8 protein-coding genes, 2 tRNA genes and 3 rRNA genes are annotated in these 17,677 nt (G+C 52.7%); 12 read left to right on the forward strand and 1 reads right to left on the reverse strand.

Annotated elements, in window-relative coordinates; genetic code table 11:
• Positions 1 to 218: 218 nt before the first annotated feature.
• From dnaA to rrf, 12 genes are all read left to right on the forward strand, one after another.
• A complete protein-coding gene (gene dnaA / locus GC56T3_RS00005) occupies positions 219 to 1,571 on the forward strand; it encodes a chromosomal replication initiator protein DnaA (RefSeq protein ID WP_011229517.1) in 1,353 nt (450 codons plus the stop codon).
• A 172-nt stretch (positions 1,572 to 1,743) separates the two neighbouring features.
• Entirely contained in the window at positions 1,744 to 2,880 is a 1,137-nt protein-coding gene (dnaN, locus tag GC56T3_RS00010) for a DNA polymerase III subunit beta (protein WP_013143950.1), read from the forward strand.
• A 188-nt stretch (positions 2,881 to 3,068) separates the two neighbouring features.
• Entirely contained in the window at positions 3,069 to 3,299 is a 231-nt protein-coding gene (gene yaaA, locus GC56T3_RS00015) for a S4 domain-containing protein YaaA (RefSeq protein WP_012820418.1), read from the forward strand.
• A gap of 11 nt (positions 3,300 to 3,310) precedes the next feature.
• Positions 3,311 to 4,429 (forward strand): DNA replication/repair protein RecF, encoded by a 1,119-nt coding sequence (gene recF / locus GC56T3_RS00020; protein ID WP_012820419.1) that lies wholly within the window; start codon positions 3,311 to 3,313, stop codon positions 4,427 to 4,429.
• Between the two features lie 46 nt (positions 4,430 to 4,475).
• Positions 4,476 to 6,398: a DNA topoisomerase (ATP-hydrolyzing) subunit B gene (gene gyrB, locus GC56T3_RS00025; RefSeq protein WP_012820420.1), complete on the forward strand. Its 1,923-nt coding sequence runs from the start codon at positions 4,476 to 4,478 to the stop codon at positions 6,396 to 6,398.
• 150 nt (positions 6,399 to 6,548) lie between these two features.
• Positions 6,549 to 9,005, forward strand: coding sequence for a DNA gyrase subunit A (gene gyrA / locus GC56T3_RS00030; protein ID WP_011229522.1), 2,457 nt, complete (start codon positions 6,549 to 6,551; stop codon positions 9,003 to 9,005).
• Between the two features lie 147 nt (positions 9,006 to 9,152).
• Positions 9,153 to 10,220 carry an HD-GYP domain-containing protein gene (locus GC56T3_RS00035; RefSeq protein ID WP_012820421.1) on the forward strand — a complete coding sequence of 356 codons (1,068 nt, stop codon included), beginning with the start codon at positions 9,153 to 9,155 and terminating at the stop codon, positions 10,218 to 10,220.
• Positions 10,221 to 10,585: 365 nt separating this feature from the next.
• Positions 10,586 to 12,143, forward strand: a 16S ribosomal RNA gene (locus tag GC56T3_RS00040).
• Between the two features lie 336 nt (positions 12,144 to 12,479).
• A tRNA-Ile gene (locus GC56T3_RS00045) sits at positions 12,480 to 12,553 on the forward strand.
• A 6-nt stretch (positions 12,554 to 12,559) separates the two neighbouring features.
• A tRNA-Ala gene (locus GC56T3_RS00050) sits at positions 12,560 to 12,635 on the forward strand.
• Positions 12,636 to 13,198: 563 nt separating this feature from the next.
• A 23S ribosomal RNA gene (locus tag GC56T3_RS00055) occupies positions 13,199 to 16,127 on the forward strand.
• Between the two features lie 293 nt (positions 16,128 to 16,420).
• A 5S ribosomal RNA gene (gene rrf / locus GC56T3_RS00060) occupies positions 16,421 to 16,537 on the forward strand.
• Together the 16S, 23S and 5S rRNA genes with 2 tRNA genes alongside form the textbook arrangement of a ribosomal RNA operon.
• 44 nt (positions 16,538 to 16,581) lie before the next feature.
• Here rrf and GC56T3_RS00065 read toward each other — a convergent pair.
• Positions 16,582 to 17,559 carry a YaaC family protein gene (locus GC56T3_RS00065; RefSeq protein ID WP_012820422.1) on the reverse strand — a complete coding sequence of 326 codons (978 nt, stop codon included), beginning with the start codon at positions 17,557 to 17,559 and terminating at the stop codon, positions 16,582 to 16,584.
• Positions 17,560 to 17,677 lie beyond the last annotated feature (118 nt).

The following is a 17,677-nucleotide window of genomic DNA, read 5'->3' on the forward strand; positions in this document are numbered from 1 at the left end:
TATTATTGTGTTTTCACTATGGATAATTATGTGGATAAGATGAGTCTATCCACATTTTGTGGATAGATTGTGGATAGTTTTTTTCACAGCGCGTTAATAATGTTACCCACAGATGGTGGATTTTGTCGAAAAGCTTCTTTATTTCCTTAATATGCTTTTTCTACAAACTTATTTTTTTAAACAAACGATCATCCTCTGACTTAAGGGAGGGGCAACGGGTGGAAAATATCCATGATTTATGGGATCGCGTGCTCGCGGAGATTGAACAAAAAATCAGCAAGCCGAGCTTTGAAACTTGGCTCAAGTCAACAAAAGCCCACTCTTTACGAGGTGACACGCTCGTCATCGTAGCCCCGAACGAGTTTGCTAGAGATTGGCTTGATTCTCGCTACTCTCATTTGATTGCGGAAACGATCTACACCATCACGGGCGAAGAATTGGCCGTCAAGTTTATCATTCCGCCAAATCAGGATGATGAAGAACTAGAGTTCCAGTCATCGAAGAAAAAGCAACGGAAACCGTATGAAGAGACAAACGATTTCCCACAAAGCATGTTAAATCCGAAATACACGTTCGATACGTTTGTCATCGGATCCGGCAACCGGTTCGCCCATGCCGCTTCACTGGCGGTCGCTGAGGCTCCGGCCAAAGCATACAACCCCTTGTTTATCTATGGCGGCGTCGGACTTGGAAAAACACACTTAATGCACGCGATCGGCCATTACGTGATTGAACATAACCCATCGGCGAAAGTGGTCTATTTATCTTCAGAGAAGTTTACGAATGAGTTTATTAACGCCATCCGAGACAACCGCCCTGACGACTTTCGCAACAAGTACCGGAACGTTGACGTCCTACTGATCGATGATATTCAGTTTTTGGCCGGAAAAGAACAAACGCAAGAAGAATTTTTCCATACGTTTAATACGCTGCACGAGGAGAGCAAGCAAATCGTCATCTCAAGCGATCGACCGCCGAAAGAAATCCCAACACTCGAAGACCGCTTGCGTTCGCGCTTTGAGTGGGGGCTCATCACCGACATTACGCCGCCTGATTTGGAGACGCGGATCGCTATCCTCCGCAAAAAGGCGAAGGCGGAGGGGTTTGACATTCCAAACGAGGTAATGCTTTATATCGCCAATCAAATTGACTCGAACATCCGCGAGCTTGAGGGCGCTCTCATTCGCGTCGTCGCTTATTCGTCGCTCATCAACAAAGAGATCACCGCTGACTTGGCAGCAGAGGCATTGAAAGACATCATCCCGAGCGCAAAGCCGAAGGTAATCACGATTCAAGACATTCAGCGCGTTGTTGGACAGCATTTCAACATCAAGATGGAAGATTTTAAAGCGAAAAAGCGAACAAAATCGGTCGCGTTCCCTCGGCAAATTGCCATGTATCTCTCCCGCGAACTGACCGACTGTTCGTTGCCGAAAATCGGCGATGAATTTGGGGGACGCGATCATACAACCGTCATCCACGCCCATGAAAAAATATCAAAGCTTTTGCAAACCGATACGCAGCTGCAAAGGCATATACAAGAGATTCAAGAAAAGCTGAAGCAACTGTGAACAACTGTCTCGGTTTTATGCACAGCTTATCCACATGTGGACAGGCTGTGCTTGCTTCGCTTTTTTTGTTTATCCACATACTAACAAGCCATACGACTAGTACTACGGTTTTTGTTTTTATATTTTCATAATTTATTTCCGACGATCTAAAGAAACGGGGAGGAACAGCAACGTGAACATTTCCATTGACCGCGAAGCGTTGGCCAAGAGCGTCCAAGACGTGATGAAAGCCGTATCGACAAGAACGACGATTCCGATTTTGACCGGAATCAAACTAACAGCAACCGCCTTGGGAGTAACGCTGACCGGAAGCGATTCCGACATTTCAATTGAATCGTTTATTCCGCTTGAAAAAGAAGGCAAGTTGCTCGTTGATGTGAAAAGACCGGGGAGCATCGTACTGCAGGCGCGCTTTTTCTCTGAAATCGTGAAAAAACTGCCGCAACAAACGGTGGAAATCGAAACGGAAGACAACTTTTTGACGATCATCCGCTCGGGGCACTCAGAATTCCGCCTCAATGGGCTAAACGCCGACGAATATCCGCGCCTGCCGCAAATTGAAGAAGAAAACGTGTTTCAAATCCCGGCTGATTTATTGAAAACCGTGATTCGGCAAACGGTGTTCGCCGTTTCTACATCGGAAACGCGCCCAATCTTGACAGGTGTCAACTGGAAAGTTGAACATGGCGAGCTTGTCTGCACAGCGACCGACAGTCATCGCTTAGCCATGCGCAAAGTGAAAATTGAGTCGGAAAATGAAGTATCATACAACGTCGTCATCCCTGGAAAAAGTCTTAATGAGCTCAGCAAAATTTTGGATGACGGCAACCACCCGGTGGACATCGTCATGACAGCCAATCAAGTGCTATTTAAGGCCGAGCACCTTCTCTTCTTTTCCCGGCTGCTTGACGGCAACTATCCGGAGACGGCCCGCTTGATTCCAACAGAAAGCAAAACGACCATGATCGTCAATGCAAAAGAGTTTCTGCAGGCAATCGACCGAGCATCCTTGCTTGCTCGAGAAGGAAGGAACAACGTTGTGAAACTGACGACGCTTCCTGGAGGAATGCTCGAAATTTCTTCGATTTCTCCGGAGATCGGGAAAGTGACGGAGCAGCTGCAAACGGAGTCTCTTGAAGGGGAAGAGTTGAACATTTCGTTCAGCGCGAAATATATGATGGACGCGTTGCGGGCGCTTGATGGAACAGACATTCAAATCAGCTTCACTGGGGCCATGCGGCCGTTCCTGTTGCGCCCGCTTCATACCGATTCGATGCTTCAGCTCATTTTGCCGGTGAGAACATATTGACCCACCGCCCTCCTATTGGCGAAAACCATTCAGCTTCAAGGGCAAAAGCCGCCCGACAACGCTGCTTTTTCTCAAGTCCGATGAGAAGGCGGGCAACATCTATGCCCATCCTTCCCATCGGCTTTCTTTGCGAGTGGGCGGATTTTCCGGTAAAATAAAAGAATAGGCAGTTTGAAGGAAAGCGAGCGATGACACGGATGGAACAACGGGTGACGATTACAACGGAAACGATTACGCTGGGGCAGCTTTTGAAACTTGTGCGATTGATCGATACTGGCGGTGCGGCCAAATGGTTTTTGCAGGAACATCACGTGCTTGTCAATGGAGAACGGGAAAACCGGCGCGGGCGAAAGCTGAGAGACGGCGACCGGATCGACATTGAACCGTTTGGTACGTTCGTCGTCGTAAAAGCGGAGTAGGTGAAGGTTCGGTGTTTTTGACCAACTTAACGTTGACGAATTACCGGAATTATGAGTATGAAACGCTGAATTTCGGCGAGGGCGTGAACGTCATCTTAGGAGAAAATGCCCAAGGAAAGACGAACATGATGGAGGCCATTTATGTTTTGGCTATGGCGAAGTCGCACCGCACGTCCAACGATAAAGACCTTATCCGTTGGAATGAAGAGTATGCTAAAATAGAAGGAAGAGCGGAAAAACGAAGCGGGTCGTTAACGCTTGAGTTGCTTATTTCAAAAAAAGGAAAAAAAGCAAGATGTAACCATATTGAACAGCAACGGCTCAGCCAATACGTCGGCCATTTGAATGTCGTCATGTTCGCTCCCGAAGACTTGAATTTAGTCAAGGGAAGTCCGCAAGTGCGGCGCCGATTTGTCGATATGGAAATCGGGCAAGTGTCGCCTGTGTATATACATGATTTGAGCCAATACCAAAAGCTGCTGCAACAACGCAATCATTACTTAAAAATGATGCAGGCGCGCGAGCGGAGCGATGAGGCGGTTCTTGATGTGTTAACTGAGCAGCTTGTATTGCTGGCGGCCAAAATTACGCTGCGGCGCCGCCAGTTTTTGTCGCTGCTTGAGCAATGGGCGATGCCAATCCACTATGAAATCAGCCGCGGCGCCGAACAGCTTTGCATCCGATACGAACCGTCGGTCGACGTATCAGAAAAGGCGGAATTGTCGAGAATAGTAGAAGCATACAGTGAAACGTTCGCCGCCATGAGGGAACGGGAAGTTCTGCGGGGAACAACGTTGGTCGGCCCGCATCGCGATGACATCGCGTTTTTCGTGAATGGAAAAAACGTGCAAACTTTCGGTTCCCAGGGGCAACAACGTACAACCGCGCTAGCGGTCAAGCTGGCAGAACTTGAGCTCATCTTTTCCGAGTTAGGCGATTACCCCATTTTATTGCTGGATGATGTGTTATCAGAACTTGATGACTTTCGGCAAACCCACCTCCTTGATGCCATCCGGAAAAAAGTGCAAACTTTTGTCACAACAACAAGCATTGACGGCATTAAGCACGATATCATTCAAGAAGCGGCCATTTATCGAGTTCATTCTGGCTCGGTAACCGCTCCTTCTTGACCGCGAGACCGTTGAACGTTTGCAAAGAAAGCGTAGGTGATCAGGCATGACAATGGAACAACGGGTTGAGCAGACGTACGATGCAAGCCAAATCCAAGTGCTTGAAGGCCTTGAAGCGGTCCGCAAGCGCCCGGGGATGTACATCGGCTCGACGGGGCCGAAAGGACTGCACCATCTCGTTTGGGAAATCGTCGACAACAGCATCGACGAGGCGTTGGCGGGCTATTGCACAAACATCGATGTGACGATCGGCAAAGACAACAGCATCACCGTCGCCGACAACGGGCGTGGCATTCCGGTTGACATTCACGAGGCGACCGGGCGTCCCGCCGTCGAAGTCATTATGACCGTCCTTCATGCCGGTGGGAAATTTGGCGGAGGGGGCTATAAAGTGTCCGGCGGCTTGCACGGCGTTGGCGCTTCGGTCGTCAACGCCTTATCGGAATGGCTCGAAGTGTACGTCTATCGGGATGGAAAAATCCATTACCAGCGGTACGAGCGCGGAGAACCGTGCACCGACTTGCAAGTCATCGGCGAGACAGACCGGACCGGAACGACGACCCGTTTTAAGCCGGACCCGGAAATTTTCACTGAGACGACCGAATTTGACTATGAAACGCTGGCCACTCGGTTGCGTGAGCTCGCCTTTCTAAATCGCGGCTTAAAAATCACGCTGACGGACGAACGGGTTGACAGCCGAAAAAACGAATATGTTTACGAAGGCGGCATTCGTTCATACGTCCGTCATTTGAACCGAACACGAGAAGTGCTGCACGAAGAGCCAATTTATATCGCTGGCGAGCGTGACGGCATTGCCGTAGAAATCGCCTTGCAGTACAACGACGGCTATACGAGCAATATTTATTCGTTTGTCAACAACATTCATACGCATGAAGGCGGCACACATGAATCTGGCTTTAAAATGGCGCTGACGCGCATTATCAATGATTACGCTCGCAAGCAGCAAATTTTTAAAGAAAACGACGCGAATTTGACTGGCGAAGATGTGCGCGAAGGGCTGACGGCCATCGTGTCGATCAAGCATCCATCGCCGCAGTTTGAAGGGCAAACGAAAACGAAGCTCGGCAACAGCGATGCGCGCACGGTGACCGACGCTGTCTTTTCCGAACAATTTGAAACGTTTTTGCTTGAAAATCCGACGATTGCCCGAAAAATCGTCGAAAAAGGAATGATGGCGGCGCGGGCGCGGCTGGCGGCGAAAAAAGCGCGCGAACTGACGCGGCGCAAAAGTGCGCTTGAAATTTCCAATTTGCCGGGCAAACTGGCTGACTGTTCGTCAAGAGACCCGTCGATCAGCGAGCTGTACGTCGTCGAGGGCGATTCGGCCGGCGGCTCCGCGAAACAAGGGCGCGACCGCCATTTCCAAGCGATTTTGCCGCTGCGCGGGAAAATCCTTAACGTGGAAAAAGCGCGCTTGGACAAAATTTTGTCGAACAATGAGGTGCGGGCGATTATTACCGCCCTTGGCACGGGCATTGGCGAAGAGTTTGACATCTCAAAGGCGCGTTACCATAAGGTCATCATCATGACCGACGCCGATGTTGACGGGGCCCATATTCGTACGCTTCTTTTAACATTTTTTTACCGTTATATGCGGGAATTGATTGAACACGGCTACATTTATATCGCTCAGCCGCCGCTGTATAAAATCGAGCAGGGAAAACAGGTGCGTTATGCTTACAACGACCGCCAGCTTGAGAAAATCCTTGCTGAGCTGCCGGACCAGCCAAAACCGACGATTCAACGCTATAAAGGACTGGGCGAAATGAATCCGGAGCAACTTTGGGAAACGACGATGAATCCGGAAACGAGAACGTTGCTGCAAGTGAGCTTGCAAGACGCCATTGACGCAGATGAAACGTTTGAAATTTTAATGGGCGATAAAGTTGAGCCGCGCCGCCAGTTCATCGAAGAAAATGCCCGTTATGTGAAAAACTTGGACATTTAGGATAAAAAAAGAGGGAATCAGCCGCCCTCCTCGCTTCACCTTGCCGACGGGGACACCCGGCGCGCGAGCGAAGCGGCGCCCGCCGTCCGTCCGCGTCCGCCTGGCCGGGCGGTCCGGACTGGAGGAGGTTTCAAAGGGAGGTTTGAACGAATGGCAGAACACGAACAACCGCGCATCCGCGAAGTGAACATCAGCCAGGAAATGCGTTCTTCGTTTCTTGACTATGCGATGAGCGTCATCGTTTCGCGCGCCCTGCCGGACGTGCGCGACGGGCTGAAGCCGGTGCATCGCCGCATTTTATATGCCATGCACGACCTCGGCATGACTGCCGATAAACCGTATAAAAAGTCGGCTCGCATCGTCGGCGAAGTGATCGGGAAATATCATCCGCACGGGGATGCCGCCGTGTATGACACGATGGTGCGCATGGCGCAAGATTTCAACTACCGCTACATGCTTGTCGACGGACATGGCAACTTCGGATCGATTGACGGCGACGCGGCAGCAGCGATGCGCTACACGGAAGCGCGCATGTCGAAAATCGCCATGGAGCTTTTGCGCGATATCAACAAAGACACGATTGACTATCAAGACAACTATGACGGTTCGGAAAAAGAACCGGTCGTGCTGCCGTCCCGGTTTCCTAATTTGCTTGTCAACGGTTCATCCGGCATCGCTGTCGGAATGGCGACGAACATTCCGCCGCACCAGCTTGGCGAAGTGATTGATGCCTTGTTGGCATTAAGCCAAAATCCGGAGATGACGGTTGCCGATTTGATGGAATACATCCCAGGACCTGACTTTCCAACCGCTGGACAAATTATCGGCCGCAGCGGCATCCGCAAGGCGTACGAAACGGGTCGCGGCTCCATTACATTGCGCGCCAAGGCCGAAATCGAGCAGCAGCCAAACGGCAAGGAAACGATCATTGTGACCGAGCTCCCTTACCAAGTAAACAAGGCGAAACTGATCGAGCGGATCGCCGAACTTGTGCGCGACAAAAAAATTGACGGCATCACCGACTTGCGCGACGAGTCGGATCGGAGCGGCATGCGCATCGTTATCGAAGTGCGGCGCGATGCCAACGCGAAGGTTGTGTTGAACAATTTGTACAAACATACGGCATTGCAAACGAGTTTTGGCATCAACATGCTTGCTTTGGTAAACGGCGAGCCGAAAGTGCTGAACTTAAAAGAGTGTTTGGAGCATTATTTAAACCATCAAAAAACCGTCATCCGCCGGCGGACGGCGTTTGAGCTGAAAAAAGCCGAGGCGCGTGCTCACATTCTGGAAGGGTTGCGCATCGCCCTTGACCATTTGGATGAAGTGATCGACCTCATCCGCCGCTCACAGACAACGGAGGCGGCGCGCGAAGGGCTGATGGCGCGGTTCTCACTCAGTGAACGGCAAGCGCAGGCGATTTTGGATATGCGCCTGCAACGGTTAACCGGCCTTGAGCGGGAAAAAATCGAACAAGAATACCAAGACCTTGTCCGTCTGATCGCAGAACTGAGAGGCGTATTGGCCGACGAAGAGAAAGTATTGCAAATCATTCGCGATGAACTGAGCGAAATTAAGGAGCGGTTCAACGATGAGCGGCGCACGGAAATCGTTTCAGGAGCCGTTGAGCAGTTCGATGACGAGGATTTAATTCCACAAGAGCATGTCGTCATCACGCTTACTCATAAAGGCTACATCAAGCGCTTGCCTTTATCGACGTACCGGAGCCAAAAACGCGGCGGACGGGGCGTGCAAGGCATGCATACGGCGGAAGACGATTTTGTCGAACATTTGCTCATTACGTCGACTCATGACACCGTGCTGTTTTTCACGAATAAAGGGAAAGTATATCAGGCAAAAGGCTACGAGATTCCGGAATTCGGCCGCACAGCCAAAGGGCTGCCGATCATCAACTTGCTTGAGCTCGATAAAGATGAGTGGATCAACGCCATGATTCCGATTGAAAGCGAGTTTAGCGATGAACGCTACCTCGTGTTTGCGACAAAGCAAGGAATTGCCAAACGTTCCCCGCTTTCAGCGTTCGCCCATATTCGCAACAACGGGCTTATCGCCATCCATTTGCGCGAAGGGGATGAACTGATTTCTGTCCGGCTGACGGATGGCAAAAAGCATTTGATCATCGGTACGAAAAACGGCATGCTCATCCGTTTTCCGGAAACCGACGTGCGGGCGATGGGCCGCAGCGCGACTGGAGTCAAAGCGATCACGCTTGATGACGGGGATGAAGTAGTTGGCATGGAAATTTTAGAAGACCATCATGATGTGCTTGTCGTCACGAAAAAAGGGTTCGGCAAGCGCACTCCGGCCTCGGAATACCGCGTGCAAAGCCGCGGGGGCAAAGGATTGAAAACGTGCAACGTCACGGATAAAAACGGTCCTGTCGTTGCGGTGACAACCGTCGTCGGCAATGAAGACGTCATGGTGATCACGACCGGCGGCGTGCTCATTCGCATTGCCGTCAGCGATATTTCTCGGACGGGAAGAATCGCCCAAGGCGTTAAGCTCATTCGCCTCTCTGGCGAAGATGGGCATGAGTGCGTCGCTACGGTGGCGAAAGTGCCTGAGGAAGAAAGGGACGAGGAATAAAGAAGAAGATCATTCAGCCTAACGGAAACGGCGCTTCGCCTATAGGCGCGGGGCGTCGTTTTTCTGTTTCAAAAGCCTGCCATCGCGGCCAAAATCATGTTACGATAGAAATACAGAGAAAAAAAAAGACAAAGGGGGCACTAATCGATGGTCCGTGTGAAACGCTCCCAGCTTCGCGAAGGATGCGTGCTCGCTGAAGATGTGCTCGGCAAGACGAAACGTCCAATTATACCGAAAAACACCGTGATCACGAAACCGTTGCTACTCGTACTTGAAAAATTCCTCGTTGAGGAAGTGGACGTTGAACCATTGCTTGCTAACGGTGAACCATTTCCCAACGTCGATTCCGCATCAACGGCGGCTGCCAAACAGCCGATGGCCTTCTACTTAGAGGCGGTCCAACGATACAAAACATGGTTTCAATCGTGGCAAGCCGGTTTGCCGGTTGATATCGGCGAAATCAGAGGGGTCATCATTTCGCTTTTTGAACGAATGGCGGGCCAAAAACGGGAGTTGCTTATGTTGCATCATTACGCAACAAAGGACGAATATTTGCACCATCATGCCGTCAGCGTCGGGCTGCTCGCGGGCTTTTTGGCCATGCAGCTTGGATACAGCGAAGGGGAATGCCACCAAATCGCCCTTGCCGGTGTGCTAGCAGACTGTGGCATGGCGAAAGTAAGTAAGAGAATTTTGACAAATCCCTCAGCGCTCACTGAAGCCGAGTTCAATGAAGTAAAGCAACACCCTGTCTTCAGCTACCGCATGGTGCAAAAAATCCCTGCGCTAAACCATGGGGCAAAACTTGCCGTGTTGCAGCATCATGAACGAAATGACGGCAGCGGCTACCCGCTCGGAGTAAAAGCAGAAAGAATTCACCCTTACAGCCAGATCGTTGCCGTCGCTGATGTCTACCATGCCATGACTTCAGAACGGTTATACCGTCGCAAACAGTCGCCGTTTCGGGCCATTGAAACGATGCAAAGGGAGCAGTTCGGCAAACTGAGTACAGAAGCTGTCGCCGCGCTGGTGAACAATCTCATCGGCCTACAAACAGGAGCTGTCGTCAAACTCTCCAACGGCGAAATGGCTGAAGTGATGTTTATTCCTTCGGACGAGCCAGCCCGGCCGATCGTCAAGATCATCGAAACTGGACAGTTGCTGTCACTAAGCGTTCAGCGGGACATATATATCGAGGAAATGGTGCAAGGTTGATCAGTGTCAGTTTCAAAAAAATACTATTGTCTAAACAACATCCACATGATACAATCAACATTGCTTGTGACGGTAAAGAAATAAAAAAGTTGTTGACTTTTCGTTGTCCATGGGTTATTATTTAATAGCTGTCATCATTAAGGGACAGCGGAAAAGCTCCTTGAAAACTAAACAAAACGCAAGCGTCATAAGAAAAGCGGAGGCCGCTTGCCTATCGGCGAAACGCGCTGAGAGGCCCGCGAGGAGGCTGTCGCCGCCGCAGCGGGACACGAAGCGTCGCGAGCCGATAGCGGCCGAAGCTAGACAGCATGAAAAGCGGAGGCCGCTTTGGCCGAAGCTGGACAATCCGAAAAGCCAATCAACTTTCTTTGGAGAGTTTGATCCTGGCTCAGGACGAACGCTGGCGGCGTGCCTAATACATGCAAGTCGAGCGGACCGGATCGGAGCTTGCTCTGGTTTGGTCAGCGGCGGACGGGTGAGTAACACGTGGGCAACCTGCCCGCAAGACCGGGATAACTCCGGGAAACCGGAGCTAATACCGGATAACACCGAAGACCGCATGGTCTTTGGTTGAAAGGCGGCCTTTGGCTGTCACTTGCGGATGGGCCCGCGGCGCATTAGCTAGTTGGTGAGGTAACGGCTCACCAAGGCGACGATGCGTAGCCGGCCTGAGAGGGTGACCGGCCACACTGGGACTGAGACACGGCCCAGACTCCTACGGGAGGCAGCAGTAGGGAATCTTCCGCAATGGGCGAAAGCCTGACGGAGCGACGCCGCGTGAGCGAAGAAGGCCTTCGGGTCGTAAAGCTCTGTTGTGAGGGACGAAGGGGCGCCGTTCGAAGAGGGCGGCGCGGTGACGGTACCTCACGAGGAAGCCCCGGCTAACTACGTGCCAGCAGCCGCGGTAATACGTAGGGGGCGAGCGTTGTCCGGAATTATTGGGCGTAAAGCGCGCGCAGGCGGTCCCTTAAGTCTGATGTGAAAGCCCACGGCTCAACCGTGGAGGGTCATTGGAAACTGGGGGGCTTGAGTGCAGGAGAGGAGAGCGGAATTCCACGTGTAGCGGTGAAATGCGTAGAGATGTGGAGGAACACCAGTGGCGAAGGCGGCTCTCTGGCCTGCAACTGACGCTGAGGCGCGAAAGCGTGGGGAGCAAACAGGATTAGATACCCTGGTAGTCCACGCCGTAAACGATGAGTGCTAAGTGTTAGAGGGGTCACACCCTTTAGTGCTGCAGCTAACGCGATAAGCACTCCGCCTGGGGAGTACGGCCGCAAGGCTGAAACTCAAAGGAATTGACGGGGGCCCGCACAAGCGGTGGAGCATGTGGTTTAATTCGAAGCAACGCGAAGAACCTTACCAGGTCTTGACATCCCCTGACAACCCAAGAGATTGGGCGTTCCCCCTTCGGGGGGACAGGGTGACAGGTGGTGCATGGTTGTCGTCAGCTCGTGTCGTGAGATGTTGGGTTAAGTCCCGCAACGAGCGCAACCCTCGCCTCTAGTTGCCAGCATTCAGTTGGGCACTCTAGAGGGACTGCCGGCGACAAGTCGGAGGAAGGTGGGGATGACGTCAAATCATCATGCCCCTTATGACCTGGGCTACACACGTGCTACAATGGGCGGTACAAAGGGTTGCGAACCCGCGAGGGGGAGCGAATCCCAAAAAGCCGCTCTCAGTTCGGATTGCAGGCTGCAACTCGCCTGCATGAAGCCGGAATCGCTAGTAATCGCGGATCAGCATGCCGCGGTGAATACGTTCCCGGGCCTTGTACACACCGCCCGTCACACCACGAGAGCTTGCAACACCCGAAGTCGGTGAGGCAACCCGCAAGGGAGCCAGCCGCCGAAGGTGGGGCAAGTGATTGGGGTGAAGTCGTAACAAGGTAGCCGTACCGGAAGGTGCGGCTGGATCACCTCCTTTCTAAGGATGAAAAGCGGAGGCCGCCCGCCTATCGGCGAGGTGCGCTGGAGGGCCTGCGAGCGGGCTTAGCCCGCCGCAGCAGGACCGAAGCGTCGCGAGCCGATGGCGGCCGGAGCTAGACAATTCGAAAAGCGGAGGCGAGCGTTTCGCCGCGATGGGCAAATGTTCTTCGCCTGGAGGGATTTACAATCCCGAAGGCGAAGGTTATTTGACCCCGAGCGGCGGCGAGCCGGAGCTAGACAGAATTTCTTGACAAAACCTATCAGTTTGATTATAATGACGCTTGCTGTTTTGTTTAGTTTTGAGGGAACTTATTGTTCCTTGCAATGTGTATATGGGCCTATAGCTCAGCTGGTCAGAGCGCACGCCTGATAAGCGTGAGGTCGGTGGTTCAAGTCCACTTAGGCCCATTGGATGGGGCCTTAGCTCAGCTGGGAGAGCGCCTGCTTTGCAAGCAGGAGGTCATCGGTTCGATCCCGATAGGCTCCACCATATCAAGTTTTGCGTCTGTGCCTGTGTCTGCTAGCGGGTTCAGGGAAGCAAGATTCCTCGGCACAAGACTGCAGAGAAGTGCATTCAATGAAGTAGTCTCGTTTGCGTCTGCGTCTACAAGCGGATTCGGAGAAGCCGAATTCCTCGACGCAAACCAGCGAAGAAGCGAATTCAAAGGAGCTACTTTGCGTCTGTGCCTGCGTCTGCTAGCGGGTTCAGGGAAGCAAGATTCCTCGGCACAAGACTGCAGAGAAGTGAATTCAATGAAGTAGTCTCGTTCCTTGAAAACTAGATAACCGGAAAAGCGGAGGCGAGCGTTTCGCCGCGATGGGCAAATGTTCTTCGCCTGGAGGGATTTACAATCCCGAAGGCGAAGGTTATTTGACCCCGAGCGGCGGCGAGCCGAAGCTAGACAATTGGAAAAGCGGAGGCGCCGCGATCGGCTCTCGAAGCCAAATGTTCTTCACCCGCAGGGGTGCTTGCACCCCGAGGGGGAAGGTTATTTGGCAGAAGAGAGCCAGGCGCCGACGCTAGACATGAAGGAAGAAGCCGAGAGCGCAATAGGTTAAGCTGGAAAGGGCGCACGGTGGATGCCTTGGCACTAGGAGCCGATGAAGGACGGGGCAAACGCCGAAACGCTTCGGGGAGCTGTAAGCAAGCGTTGATCCGGAGATGTCCGAATGGGGGAACCCACTGTCCGTAATGGGGCAGTATCCATGCCTGAATCCATAGGGCATGGAGGGCACACCCGGGGAACTGAAACATCTTAGTACCCGGAGGAGAAGAAAGCAACCGCGATTCCCTGAGTAGCGGCGAGCGAAACGGGAACAGCCCAAACCAAGAGGCATGTCCTCTTGGGGTTGTAGGACCGCTCACGATGGGAGTGAGAAAGGAACGGGGTAGACGAACCGGTCTGGAACGGCCGGCCAGAGAAGGTGAGAGCCCTGTAGTCGAAACTTCGTTCCCTCCCGAGCGGATCCTGAGTACGGCGGGACACGAGGAATCCCGTCGGAAGCAGGGAGGACCATCTCCCAAGGCTAAATACTCCCTAGTGACCGATAGTGCACCAGTACCGTGAGGGAAAGGTGAAAAGCACCCCGGGAGGGGAGTGAAAGAGAACCTGAAACCGTGTGCCTACAAGTAGTCAGAGCCCGTTGATGGGTGATGGCGTGCCTTTTGTAGAATGAACCGGCGAGTGACGATGGCGTGCGAGGTTAAGCCGAAGAGGCGGAGCCGCAGCGAAAGCGAGTCTGAACAGGGCGTCAAGTACGTCGTCGTCGACCCGAAACCAGGTGATCTACCCATGTCCAGGGTGAAGGCCGGGTAACACCGGCTGGAGGCCCGAACCCACGCACGTTGAAAAGTGCGGGGATGAGGTGTGGGTAGGGGTGAAATGCCAATCGAACTTGGAGATAGCTGGTTCTCCCCGAAATAGCTTTAGGGCTAGCCTCGGGTTTAGGAGTCTTGGAGGTAGAGCACTGATTGGGCTAGGGGCCCAAAACGGGTTACCGAACCCAGTCAAACTCCGAATGCCAATGACTTATGCCCGGGAGTCAGACCGCGAGTGATAAGATCCGTGGTCGAGAGGGGAACAGCCCAGACCGCCAGCTAAGGCCCCGAAGTGCACGTTCAGTGGAAAAGGATGTGGAGTTGCCGAGACAACCAGGATGTTGGCTTAGAAGCAGCCACCATTTAAAGAGTGCGTAATAGCTCACTGGTCGAGTGACTCTGCGCCGAAAATGTACCGGGGCTAAACGTGCCGCCGAAGCTGCGGGATGACCGTTGGTCATCGGTAGGGGAGCGTTCTAAGGGCAGAGAAGCCAGACCGGAAGGACTGGTGGAGCGCTTAGAAGTGAGAATGCCGGTATGAGTAGCGAAAACAGAGGTGAGAATCCTCTGCGCCGAAAGCCTAAGGGTTCCTGAGGAAGGTTCGTCCGCTCAGGGTTAGTCGGGACCTAAGCCGAGGCCGAAAGGCGTAGGTGATGGACAACAGGTGGAGATTCCTGTACCACCTTCTTCCCGTTTGAGCGATGGGGGGACGCAGGAGGATAGGGCGAGCAGGCGGCTGGAAGAGCCTGTCCAAGCCGCAAGGCTGATCCGCAGGCAAATCCGCGGATCATAAGGCCAAGCGGTGACGGCGACGGATGGATCCGGAAGTCCCCGATTTCACACTGCCAAGAAAAGCCTCTAGCGAGGGAAGAGGTGCCCGTACCGCAAACCGACACAGGTAGGCGAGGAGAGAATCCTAAGGCGCGCGGGAGAACTCTCGTTAAGGAACTCGGCAAAATGACCCCGTAACTTCGGGAGAAGGGGTGCTCTTTGGGGTGAAGAGCCCTGAAGAGCCGCAGTGAAAAGGCCCAAGCGACTGTTTATCAAAAACACAGGTCTCTGCGAAGCCGAAAGGCGACGTATAGGGGCTGACACCTGCCCGGTGCTGGAAGGTTAAGGGGAGCGCTTAGCGGAAGCGAAGGTGCGAACCGAAGCCCCAGTAAACGGCGGCCGTAACTATAACGGTCCTAAGGTAGCGAAATTCCTTGTCGGGTAAGTTCCGACCCGCACGAAAGGTGTAACGACTTGGGCGCTGTCTCAACGAGAGACCCGGTGAAATTATACTACCTGTGAAGATGCAGGTTACCCGCGACAGGACGGAAAGACCCCGTGGAGCTTTACTGCAGCCTGATATGGAATTTTGGTATCGCTTGTACAGGATAGGTGGGAGCCTGGGAAGCCGGAGCGCCAGCTTCGGTGGAGGCGGCGGTGGGATACCACCCTGGCGGTATTGAAATTCTAACCCGCACCCCTTAGCGGGGTGGGAGACAGTGTCAGGTGGGCAGTTTGACTGGGGCGGTCGCCTCCCAAAAGGTAACGGAGGCGCCCAAAGGTTCCCTCAGAATGGTTGGAAATCATTCGGAGAGTGCAAAGGCACAAGGGAGCTTGACTGCGAGACGGACAGGTCGAGCAGGGACGAAAGTCGGGCTTAGTGATCCGGTGGTTCCGCATGGAAGGGCCATCGCTCAACGGATAAAAGCTACCCCGGGGATAACAGGCTGATCTCCCCCAAGAGTCCACATCGACGGGGAGGTTTGGCACCTCGATGTCGGCTCATCGCATCCTGGGGCTGTAGTCGGTCCCAAGGGTTGGGCTGTTCGCCCATTAAAGCGGTACGCGAGCTGGGTTCAGAACGTCGTGAGACAGTTCGGTCCCTATCCGTCGCGGGCGGAGGAAATTTGAGAGGAGCTGTCCTTAGTACGAGAGGACCGGGATGGACGCACCGCTGGTGTACCAGTTGTCCCGCCAGGGGCACCGCTGGGTAGCTATGTGCGGACGGGATAAGCGCTGAAAGCATCTAAGCGTGAAGCCCCCCTCAAGATGAGATTTCCCACCGCGTTAGGCGGGTAAGATCCCTCGAAGATGACGAGGTCGATAGGTCCGAGGTGGAAGCGTGGCGACACGTGGAGCTGACGGATACTAATCGATCGAGGGCTTGACCTAGCAAGAAAAGTGGAGGCCGCCCGCTTATCGGCGAGGTGCGCTGGAGGGCCTGCGAGGAGGCTCGAACCAAGCAAAGCTTGGTTCTGCGTGGGTGGTATCACAGGAGCGTAAGCAATGTGTCGCCGCCGCAGCAGGACCGAAGCGTCGCGAGCCGATGGCGGCCGGAACTAGACAGCGAAAAGCGCAGGCGAGCGGCTTCTTCCGACGGTTATCTAGTTTTGAAGGAATGAACATCCTGTTGACAAATCCAACAGGATGGATATAATAATTACTGTCCAAGATGATAACCATTGCCTAGTGGCTATGGCGGAGGGGAAACACCCGTTCCCATCCCGAACACGGAAGTTAAGCCCTCCAGCGCCGATGGTAGTTGGGGCCAGCGCCCCTGCAAGAGTAGGTCGCTGCTAGGCGAAAATCCCCTGCTGTATATACAGCAGGGGATTTTTGATTTGATTCAACCCAAAAATTTCCGCATTAAGTATTCATGAAGCAGCAACGGCACTTTTTCCGCCGACACGGAGAGAAACTCAAGAATAAAAGTGTATGCCTTGCTTGGGTAAGAATGGAGAAGCTCGCTCCACCATTCCGTCTCATAGCGCGAAATCATGCTCAAGTTATACAGCAACAAGTAATGGGCGTGTATTTCTGGAAGCGAGAATGTTTTCTCTTTCTTGACTGGAATTCGGAGTGTACCGTCAAGATGGAATAAAAACGGACCTTCTCCGGCCGGCGACAGCGGCGATTCTATATGAAAATACAGAAATTCTCCTTCTTCTTTGGCGAACGAAAGCCGCTTTCCTTGTCCTTCTTCACAGAGATATTGGACAAAGCGGGACAACGACATATGGTAGTGGTCCAAAATCACTTTTGGGATGGCGAGCATCGGCGGCGAAGCAGTATGTACAACAGGCAAGGATAACGGTTTTTTTCGCCCGCTTAGAAGAAAAAACGTTTCATGCAACTCGCCAATTCGTTGCAACAGCGTGCCCATGCGAAATTTTTCCCCAGCTTCTTGTTTCACATGAAACATTTTTTCAGAAAAATGTGCGAATAAACCGTTTTTTTGTATTTTCACTTCATCATCTAAAAATTCGTAGCCCTGTTTTTTTCGTTTTCTTGCTGATACACCATGGGCCAAGACCGATGTTGATTCCGGGTAGTCGGGGTCGACAGTGAGCAGGCATGCTTTTAAGAGCTGCACCATGCCGTAAAACAAGAGAACCGGCTTGATGGACAGCGGCGCCTGCTGGGCAGCGGCGTAAAAATTTTGCCCGTGTTCCAGATAATATAAAAATGGGTAACAGTTTGCATAACTGCGTTGGACGGCGTCATCCCGCTGCAGCTGTTGATAGCATTGCCGCAAAAATTGCTGCGCAGTATCGGCCGAGCGGAAAACAGAAAGGCGAAACAGTTGACCGTGATTTCCGAACATTTTTACCCCCCTTACATAGAATTGTCTCGAAATAACTGAAAAGTTGGACATTTTATTGATTCCTTGACAGTAGTTTAACCAGTTGTTAAGCTACTAATAATATTTCCGGACAAGGGGG

The sequence above is a fragment of the Geobacillus sp. C56-T3 genome (assembly GCF_000092445.1).
GTDB lineage: Bacteria > Bacillota > Bacilli > Bacillales > Anoxybacillaceae > Geobacillus > Geobacillus thermoleovorans.